The following is a 9,336-nucleotide window of genomic DNA, read 5'->3' as shown; positions in this document are numbered from 1 at the left end:
CCACCCCCCAACCCCCGTTCGACCTGCACGGAAAGGGCCGCAGGGGGTCCGCGCACCCTACGTGGATTGGCCACTGCGACAAGGCGCACTTCCCTGCACGCCCCACGAGTGCAACGCTTCGTGATCGAATGCTTCACGCCAAGTTGCCAAGTCGACAATGTGCCGAGTGCCGAACCGGCCACTCCGGCACGACGGGACACAGTAGATTCGATCTTGACTGTCTACGGCGGGGGACTCGTGCAGGACCGAGGGGAAACGTGCAGGAGCGACACAACCGAGGAGCCGCGACCACCGAGGGGGGCTTAGCAGTATGAGCCACGACTCCACTGCCGCGCCGGAAGCCGCGGCCCGGAAACTTTCCGGGCGACGCCGCAAGGAGATCGTCGCGGTGCTGCTGTTCAGCGGCGGCCCCATCTTCGAGAGTTCCATACCGCTGTCGGTGTTCGGGGTTGACCGCCAGGACGCCGGCGTACCGCGCTACCGACTGCTGGTGTGCGGGGGCGAGGACGGTCCGCTACGGACCACCGGGGGACTCGAACTCACCGCACCACATGGCCTGGAAGCGATCTCGCGCGCGGGCACGGTCGTCGTACCGGCCTGGCGTTCGATCACTTCTCCGCCACCGGACGAGGCGCTCGACGCGCTGCGCCGGGCCCACGAGGAGGGCGCCCGCATCGTCGGGCTGTGCACCGGCGCCTTCGTCCTCGCGGCGGCGGGCCTGCTGGACGGCCGCCCCGCGACGACACACTGGATGTACGCACCGACGCTGGCCAAGCGCTATCCGTCGGTGCACGTGGACCCGCGCGAGCTGTTCGTCGACGACGGCGACGTGCTGACGTCGGCGGGCACCGCCGCGGGCATCGACCTGTGCCTGCACATCGTGCGCACGGACCACGGCAACGAGGCGGCCGGGGCCCTGGCCAGGCGGCTCGTCGTGCCGCCGCGCCGCAGCGGCGGGCAGGAGCGCTACCTCGACAGGTCTTTACCAGAGGAGATCGGCGCCGACCCGCTCGCCGAGGTCGTCGCCTGGGCTCTGGAGCACCTCCACGAACAGTTCGACGTGGAGACACTGGCGGCACGCGCGTACATGAGCCGGCGTACGTTCGACCGCCGCTTCCGCTCACTGACCGGGAGCGCCCCGCTGCAGTGGCTGATCACGCAGCGGGTGCTCCAGGCGCAGCGCCTGCTGGAGACGTCGGACTACTCGGTGGACGAGGTGGCGGGGCGCTGCGGCTTCCGGTCGCCGGTCGCCCTGCGCGGGCACTTCCGCCGCCAGCTGGGCTCGTCCCCGGCCGCGTACCGGGCCGCCTACCGCGCCCGGCGCCCGCAGGGCGAGCGGCCCCAGGACACCGAGAGCGCCCCGGGCGGCCACGGGTCCGGCATGCCGGGTCACGCCGGGCACCCGGGCCAGCCCGGCCAGGCACCGACCCCGCTCCACCCGGAGCACCCGGTGCCGCTGCAGTCCCGCCGTACGGCGGCGGCGAGCGCGGTCGGGCAGTCCCCGGCCCTGTCGGCCAGCCTGCCCGGGCAGCGCAGCGCACCCTGAAGCGGTAGCCGAGGGGCCCGCGAGGAGCACGTCTCCTCGCGGGCCCCTCGGCTTTCCCGGCACGGACGGCCCGGCCGGTGGCGGTGGGCCGTAAGGTTAGACACATGAACGATCGCATGGTGTGGATCGACTGCGAGATGACCGGCCTCTCGCTGTCGGACGACGCGCTCATCGAGGTGGCCGCCCTCGTGACCGACTCCGAGCTGAACGTGCTCGGGGAGGGCGTGGACATCGTCATCCGGCCGCCGGAGCAGGCGCTGGAGACGATGCCGGACGTGGTGCGTCACATGCACACCGCCTCCGGGCTGCTCGAAGAGCTCGCCGCCGGAACCACCCTGAAGGACGCCGAGGACCAGGTCCTGACGTACGTGAGGGAGTTCGTCAAGGAGCCGGGCAAGGCGCCGCTGTGCGGGAATTCCGTCGGCACCGACCGCGGTTTCCTGCTGCGCGACATGCCGACGCTGGAGAGCTACCTCCACTACCGGATCGTCGACGTGTCGTCGGTCAAGGAGCTGGCCCGCCGCTGGTACCCGCGGGCGTACTTCAACAGCCCGCAGAAGAGCGGCAACCACCGTGCGCTCGCCGACATCCGCGAGTCGATCGCGGAGCTGCGGTATTACCGCGAGGCCGTGTTCGTCCCGCAGCCCGGGCCCGACTCGGACACCGCGAGGACGATCGCGGCGAAGCACGTTCTGCCTGCTCAGTAAGCCCGCCCGGGGCCCCGTCGAGGGGCGCCGCGAAAGCCGGGCGCGAGCACCCCTTCGGACCCTGTACACTTTTTCTCGGCCGGTCAGGGAAGTCACTGACCTCCAACCCGGTCATGGTGGGTGTAGCTCAGCTGGTAGAGCACCTGGTTGTGGTCCAGGATGCCGCGGGTTCAAGTCCCGTCACTCACCCTGAGTAATCAGCCGGTGGCTTCGCGAAGAAGCCACCGGCTGAAGCTTTTTGCGCGCCTCTCCGGGGCGGCGCGGCGCTCTGGCTACCGTCGGCGGCATGGACGGTCGACGCCCAGGATGGCGCGCGTGTGTGCTCAGCGGGGCGGTGTTCGCCGTCTGCATGGCCGGCACCACGCTGCCGACTCCCCTCTACCCCCTCTATCAGGACGAGTTCGGCTTCTCCGAGCTGACGGTCACCGTGGTGTACGCCCTCTACGCCTTCGCCGTGATCGGTGTCCTGCTGCTGGTCGGCAACGCCTCGGACGCCGTGGGCAGGCGCCCGGTGCTGCTGTGCGGCCTGGGCTTCGCGGCGCTGAGCGCCGTCTGTTTCCTGTGCGCCACCGGCCTCGGCTGGCTCTACGCGGGGCGGCTGCTGTCGGGACTGTCCGCCGGGCTGTTCACCGGCGCCGCCACGGCGTACGTGATGGAGCTGGCACCCGAGGGCGGCGCCTCCCGGGCCACGTTCGTGGCGACGGCCGCCAACATGGGCGGGCTGGGCTGCGGGCCCCTGCTCTCCGGGCTGCTCGCGCAGTACGCCGCATGGCCGCTGTACCTGCCGTTCGTCACCCATCTCGCCCTGGTGGCCGCCTCGGCCGCAGTGCTGCTGAGGCTCGCGGAGACGGTGCGGGAGCGGCAGCCGCTGCGCGCCGTGCGCCCGCAGCGGCCCGCGCTGCCCGTGCAGGTGCGCGCGGTGTTCGGCCCCGCCGCCACCGCCGCCTTCGTCGGCTTCGCCCTGTTCGGGGTGTTCACCTCGGTCAGCCCGGCCTTCCTCACGGAGTCCCTGCACGTGGACGACCACGCCGTGAGCGGCCTGATCGTCGCGCTGGCCTTCTTCTCCTCGACGGCCGGGCAACTGGCGGTCGGCCGGGTCGGCGTACGGCGCTCCCTCCCGCTGGGCTGCGCCGGGCTCCTCGCCGGACTGGCGCTGCTCGCCGGCGCGCTGCGGTGGGACCAGATTCCCCTGCTGATCGCCAGCGCGCTCGTCGGCGGAGTCGGCCAGGGGCTGGCGTTCCGCGGTGCCCTCGCCGACGTGGCCACGGCCTCTCCCGAACACCGGCGTGCGGCGGTGATCTCGACCCTGTTCGTGGTCGCCTACACGGGCATCTCCGTGCCCGTGATCGGCGTCGGCCTCCTGACGGGCCCGATCGGCCTGGAAGGCGCGGGGCTGGTGTTCATCGCCTGCATGGCCGTCCTGGTCGTGACGGCGGCGGTGTATCTGCTGCGACGGCCCGACCCGGCCCGGGTCTGAGCGCGTGCGAGCGTGGGCCCGTGGGTGAGCTGGTGGAGCCGAGCCCGTGCGAGCGCGGGCCCCTGGGTGAACTGGTGAAATCGAGCGCGTGCGAGCGTGGCCCGTGGGCGAGCTGGTGGAGCCGAGCCCGTGCGAGCGCGGGCCCCTGGGTGAACTGGTGGAGCCGAGCCCCTGCGAGCGCGGGCCCCCGGGCGAGCTGGTGGAGCGGGTCGACGAGCGGGACCGGGTGCTCGGGGTGGTCGACCGGGACGAGACGATCCGCAACGGCCGGCTTCACCGGATCGCGAACACGGTGTGCCGTGATCCGCACGGACGGGTGCTGGTGCATCGCAGGCCGGAGCACGTGTCGCGGTTTCCGGGACACCACGACTGGCTCACCGGCGGGGCCGTCGAGGTCGGCGAGTCGTACGAGGAGGCGGCGGCCCGGGAGCTGACCGAGGAACTGGGCGTCCGGGCGCGGGTGCGTTTCCTCTTCGAGTTCCTCTGCCGAGGGGCGATCAGCCCGTACTGGCTCGGGGTGCACGAGGCCGTCGTGACGGAACCTCTTACTCCCGACCCGTCCGCGATCGTCTGGCACGGCTGGTTCGACCAGGCGGAGCTCCGGGAGGCGCTCCGGACGCGGCTGTTCGTGCCCGACGGGATGGAGGCGCTGCGGCGCCACCCCGGGCTCACCTCACCGATCGCCGCCACGCGGCAGCGAACTCCCCCACTCCCGTGAATCGTTCAGCCGGTTCGGGGCGAACGGCCCGGCCCACCACCGCCGGTTGCCCGGCCGTGCCCGGCAGGCGCGTCCTCGTCACCCGCGTCCAGGAGGAGGCGGAGGGAGAGGGCGGCCCGTCACGACGACGACCGCGACACGAGCTCCGTGGCCAGGACCATCTGCCGGCGCTCCAGGCCCCGGGAGGCGAGCGGGCGGCGGTCGGCGACCTCGGTGAGCAGGAGGTCTATCATCCGACGGCCCATCTCCTCGATGGGCTGGCGGACGCTGGTCAGCGGCGGTTCCATGTGGCGGGCGATGGCGGAGTCGTCGTAGCCGACGAGCGCCACGTCCTCCGGGATGCGGCGGCCCGCGTCGCGCAGCGCCCGGCGGGCTCCGGCCGCGGTGACGTCGGAGGCGGCGAAGACCGCGTCGATGTCGGGGTGGCGCTCCAGCAGGGCCGCCATGGCCCGGTGTCCGCCCTCCTCGGTGAAGTCCCCCGCCTCGATCATCCCCTCGTCCGCCCCGAGACCGGCGTCGCTCATGGCCTCGCGGTAGCCGTCGACACGGCGCTGAGCGCCGTAGACGTCGAGGCGGCCGGTGATGTGGGCCACCCGGGTCCGGCCCCGGGACAGCAGGTGCTCGACGGCCTGGCGGGCGCCGCCGTAGTTGTCCGAGTCGACCGACGGCAGGGTCTCCGCCGACGAGCGCGGGCCGCTGATCACCGCCGGGATCTCCAACTGGGCCAGCAGGTCCGGCAGCGGATCGTCCGCGTGCACCGAGACCAGCAGGACGCCGTCCACGCGGTGGGCCGCCAGGTACTGGGCGAGGCGGGCGCGTTCGCGATCACTGCCCGCGAAGATCAGCAGCAGCTGCATCTCCGTGTCGGACAGCGCGGCCCCGACGCCCTTCAGCATGTCCGAGAAGTACGGCTCCGCGAAGAACCGGGTCTCCGGCTCGGGCACGACCAGCGCGATCGCGTCCGTACGGTTGGCGGCCAGGGCGCGGGCCGCGGTGTTGGGGACGTAGCCGAGCTCCGCGACCGCCGCCTCGACGGCCGCACGCGTCGCGTCGCTGACCCGGGGCGAGCCGTTGATCACCCGCGAGACGGTGCCGCGGCCGACACCGGCGCGCGCCGCCACCTCTTCGAGGGTGGGCCGGCCACCACTTCGGCCCCGCGCTCCGTGGGTTGCCATGGGCTCCGCCTTCCCGTCCACACCCGCACTCTGCGACTGGCCTGGAATTTAACAGGCTCGTCAGCCCTGTGACCGCCGCCGAGGGCTCGCCGCCCCCGACCCTTCCGCTTCGGCCGGAGGGCCGGGACGAACGGCACCCGGCTCGGCTCGGTGTCACCGGCCGGGCCTCAATGGGGCCGGCTCCGGGTCCAGTTAACAGCCCCATAACTGAACGCATCTCTCCCTGTCCGGTCCCTTGACACCCCCGCCGCGACCGGGGACTCTTCAACACATCACCGGTGGGAGCGCTCCCACGCTACCTGACACATACACAACCCGCACGTTCCCCGCCCGAGCCTTTAAGCGCGTAAAACGGTCCGACGATGCAGTTGGCCGGGGGGTCGGCACGTCAGGGCAACAGGAGGACGACATGCGAGCACGCATCCGAACCGCCCGCAAGGCGATGGTCGTCGCGGCCGTCGCGTCGCTGGGCGCCGGGCTGCTGGCCGGCTGTGCCGACGACGGCGGAGGCGACGGCTCGTCGGGCGGCAGCGGCGGCGACAGCGGCGGCAAGACCAAGATCACTCTGGGGCTCTTCGGCACCTTCGGGTTCGAGGAGGCCGGCCTCTACAAGGAGTACGAGAAGCTCCACCCGGACGTCGACATCCAGCAGACGGTCGTCGAGCGGAACGAGAACTACTACCCCACCCTGGTCAACCACCTGACCACCAACAGCGGCCTGCAGGACATCCAGGGCGTCGAGGTCGGCAACATCGCCGAGATCGTCAAGACCCAGTCCGACAAGCTGCTGGACCTCTCCAAGTACGGCAAGAAGAGCGACTACCTGGAGTGGAAGTGGCAGCAGGCCACCACCGAGGGCGGCGAGACCGTCGGCCTGGGCACGGACGTCGGCCCGATGGCCATCTGCTACCGCAAGGACCTCTTCGAGAAGGCCGGTCTGCCCACCGACCGCGAGGAGGTCGCCAAGCTGTGGGCCGGCGACTGGAAGAAGCTGGTCGAGGTCGGCGAGGACTACAAGAAGAAGGCTCCGAAGGGCACCACCTTCCTGGACTCCCCCGGCGGTCTGCTCCAGGCGATCCTCAGCAGTGAGAAGGACCGCTTCTACGACTCCTCCGGCAAGGTCATCTACAAGTCGAACCCGGCGGTGAAGGACGCGTTCGACCTCACCGCGAAGGCCGCCGAGGACGGACTGATCGGCAACCACACCCAGTTCCAGCCCGCCTGGGACACGACGATCGCCAACAGCAAGTTCGCCGCGATGTCCTGCCCGCCGTGGATGCTCGGCTACATCAAGGGCAAGTCCAAGCCGGACGCCAAGGGCAAGTGGGACGTGGCCGCGTCGCCGAAGTCCGGCAACTGGGGCGGTTCCTTCCTGGCGGTTCCCAAGTCGGGCAAGAACGCCGAGGAGGCCGCGAAGCTGGCCGCCTGGCTGACCGCACCCGAGCAGCAGGCCAAGCTGTTCGCCGTGCAGGGCAGCTTCCCGAGCACCCCGGCGGCCTACGAGTCGGACGCGGTCAAGAGCGCCAAGAACGAGATGACCGGTGACGCACCGATAGGCACCATCTTCGCCGCGGCCGCCAAGAGCAGCCCGGTCCAGACGATCGGCCCGAAGGACCAGATCGTCCAGCAGGGGCTGACGGACAACGGCGTCATCCTCGTCACCCAGGGCAAGTCGCCCGAGGAGGCGTGGAACACGGCCGTCAAGACCATCGACAACAACCTGGACCAGTGACCGGAATGGCATCCAGGCACGACACCGCCGCGCCCCCCGTGAAGGAGGGGGGCGCGGCCCCGGGCCGCCCGCCGGCCGGCGCGGACACGGAGCGGGCGATGAAGAAGCGCGCCCGGCTCTCCCGTCGCTGGCAGCGCGACATGCGGTGGAGCCCCTACGCGTTCGTCTCGCCCTTCTTCCTGCTCTTCCTCGCGTTCGGCCTGTTCCCGCTGCTGTACACCGGCTGGGCCTCGCTCCACCAGGTGGAGCTGACGGCGCCCACGGACATGTCCTGGGTGGGCCTGCGCAACTACACCCGGATCTTCGACGACGACTTCTTCTGGAACGCGGCGAAGAACACCCTGACGATCGGCATCATCTCCACGGTTCCGCAGCTGCTGATGGCGATGGGCCTGGCGCACATCCTCAACTACAAGCTGCGCGGCTCCACCTTCTACCGCGTCGTCATGCTGGCCCCGTACGCCACGTCGATCGCCGCCGCCTCGCTGGTCTTCGTGCTGCTGTTCGGCCGCGACTACGGCATGATCAACTGGGCGCTGAACGCCGTCGGTATCGACCACGTCGACTGGCAGAACGACAAGTGGCCGTCCCAGATCGCCGTGTCCAGCATCATCGTCTGGCGCTGGACCGGGTACAACGCGCTGATCTACCTGGCCGCGATGCAGGCGATCCCGCAGGACCTCTACGAGTCGGCGGCACTGGACGGAGCCAGCCGCTGGCGGCAGTTCCTCCACGTCACGCTGCCCTCGCTGCGTCCGACCATCCTGTTCACGGTCGTGGTGTCGACCATCGGCGCCTCGCAGGTGTTCGGCGAGCCACTGCTCTTCGACGCGAACAAGGGCGCCTCCGGCGGATCCCAGCACCAGTTCCAGACGCTCGGCCTGTACCTGTACGAGCAGGGGTGGATCAACCAGCACCTGGGCCGCGCCTCCGCCATCGCCTGGACGATGTTCCTGATCCTCATCGTGATCGGTGTCGTCAACTACGTCATCTCGCGCCGGCTGCGCGCCAGTAGCTAAGGAGAACCGGCCGTGACGACGACCCTGACGAAACCCCCGGCCGACGCGGTCCCCGAGCCGCCGAAGCGGTCCCGTGGCATGAAGGCGGCACGCGCGGGCGGGCAACTGCACGCCGGCCCGGTGGCGTACGTCATCCTCGCCCTCTTCACCGTAATCTCGCTGTTCCCGCTGGTGTGGACAGCCATCGCCGCCTCGCGCGACAACCAGCGCCTGGCGCAGACCCCGCCGCCGTTCTGGTTCGGCTCCGGCCTCTTCGACAAGCTCGAAGTGGCCTGGACGGACGCCAACCTGGGCGAGGCGTTCCTCAACACCACCCTGGTGGCCGGCATCTCGTCGTTCACCATCGTGTTCCTGTCGACGATCGCCGGATTCGCCTTCGCCAAGCTGCGCTTCAAGGGCCGCGGCGCGGCCATGCTGGTGGTGATCGGCACGATGATGGTGCCGCCGCAGCTCAGCATCATCCCGCTGTACATGATGGTCGCCAAGCTCGACTGGACGGACCAGCTCCAAGCGGTGATCTTCCCGTCGCTGGTGAGCGCGTTCGGGGTGTTCTTCATGCGGCAGTACCTGATCCAGGCGCTGCCGGACGAGATCATCGAGGCGGCCCGGGTGGACGGCGCGAGCAGCTGGCGCGTGGTGTGGCACGTGGTGTTCCCGACCGCGCGGCCCGCGATGGCCGTCCTGGGCATGCTGATGTTCGTGCAGACCTGGAACGACTTCCTGTGGCCCTTCCTGGTCCTGACCCAGACCGGCAATCCGACCGTGCAGGTGGCGGTGGCGGGGCTGGGACGCGGCTACACCCCGGACCAGTCGCTGATCATGGCCGGCGCCCTGCTGGGCACGCTGCCGCTCCTGATCGTCTTCGCGATCTTCGGCAAGCAGATCGTCGGCGGCATCATGCAGGGCGCAGTCAAGGGCTGAGTCCTGCTTTCCCAGGGGCCGAGCCACAGCCGCCTCGGCCC

8 protein-coding genes and 1 tRNA gene are annotated in these 9,336 nt (G+C 70.7%); 8 read left to right on the top strand and 1 reads right to left on the bottom strand.

What is annotated here, in order from left to right; translation table 11 throughout:
• The first annotated feature begins 310 nt into the window (after nucleotides 1-310).
• The 5 genes from C1J00_RS31610 (at nucleotide 311) to C1J00_RS31590 (ending at nucleotide 4,448) form a co-directional block, all read left to right on the top strand.
• Nucleotides 311-1,546 (top strand): helix-turn-helix domain-containing protein, encoded by a 1,236-nt coding sequence (locus C1J00_RS31610; protein ID WP_102912412.1) that lies wholly within the window; start codon nucleotides 311-313, stop codon nucleotides 1,544-1,546.
• Nucleotides 1,547-1,650: 104 nt separating this feature from the next.
• Nucleotides 1,651-2,253: an oligoribonuclease gene (orn, locus tag C1J00_RS31605; RefSeq protein ID WP_102912411.1), complete on the top strand. Its 603-nt coding sequence runs from the start codon at nucleotides 1,651-1,653 to the stop codon at nucleotides 2,251-2,253.
• Nucleotides 2,254-2,369: 116 nt separating this feature from the next.
• Nucleotides 2,370-2,442: transfer RNA gene (locus C1J00_RS31600), tRNA-His, on the top strand.
• Nucleotides 2,443-2,539: 97 nt separating this feature from the next.
• Nucleotides 2,540-3,730: an MFS transporter gene (locus C1J00_RS31595; protein WP_102912410.1), complete on the top strand. Its 1,191-nt coding sequence runs from the start codon at nucleotides 2,540-2,542 to the stop codon at nucleotides 3,728-3,730.
• 199 nt (nucleotides 3,731-3,929) lie between these two features.
• The gene (locus C1J00_RS31590; protein WP_102912413.1) at nucleotides 3,930-4,448 is read left to right on the top strand and encodes an NUDIX hydrolase; all 519 of its coding nucleotides are present in this window, start codon (nucleotides 3,930-3,932) and stop codon (nucleotides 4,446-4,448) included.
• Between the two features lie 119 nt (nucleotides 4,449-4,567).
• On the opposite strand, the gene C1J00_RS31585 is transcribed toward C1J00_RS31590, so the two are convergent.
• Nucleotides 4,568-5,623, bottom strand: coding sequence for a LacI family DNA-binding transcriptional regulator (locus C1J00_RS31585; protein ID WP_102912409.1), 1,056 nt, complete (start codon nucleotides 5,621-5,623; stop codon nucleotides 4,568-4,570).
• Between the two features lie 409 nt (nucleotides 5,624-6,032).
• Here C1J00_RS31585 and C1J00_RS31580 point away from each other — a divergent pair, with 409 nt between their 5' ends.
• The 3 genes from C1J00_RS31580 to C1J00_RS31570 are packed head-to-tail and all read left to right on the top strand — an operon-like array spanning nucleotide 6,033 to nucleotide 9,295.
• A complete protein-coding gene (locus C1J00_RS31580; protein WP_102912408.1) occupies nucleotides 6,033-7,355 on the top strand; it encodes an ABC transporter substrate-binding protein in 1,323 nt (440 codons plus the stop codon).
• Between the two features lie 5 nt (nucleotides 7,356-7,360).
• Complete coding sequence (locus C1J00_RS31575) at nucleotides 7,361-8,374, top strand: carbohydrate ABC transporter permease (RefSeq protein WP_102912407.1); 1,014 nt, start codon at nucleotides 7,361-7,363, stop codon at nucleotides 8,372-8,374.
• A gap of 12 nt (nucleotides 8,375-8,386) precedes the next feature.
• Entirely contained in the window at nucleotides 8,387-9,295 is a 909-nt protein-coding gene (locus tag C1J00_RS31570) for a carbohydrate ABC transporter permease (protein WP_102912406.1), read from the top strand.
• Nucleotides 9,296-9,336: the final 41 nt, after the last annotated feature.

This window comes from Streptomyces cahuitamycinicus, from assembly GCF_002891435.1.
GTDB classification, from domain to species: Bacteria; Actinomycetota; Actinomycetes; order Streptomycetales; family Streptomycetaceae; genus Streptomyces; species Streptomyces cahuitamycinicus.
The sequence above is the reverse complement of the archived record's forward strand: the minus strand, read 5'-3'. Positions and strand labels throughout refer to the sequence as shown.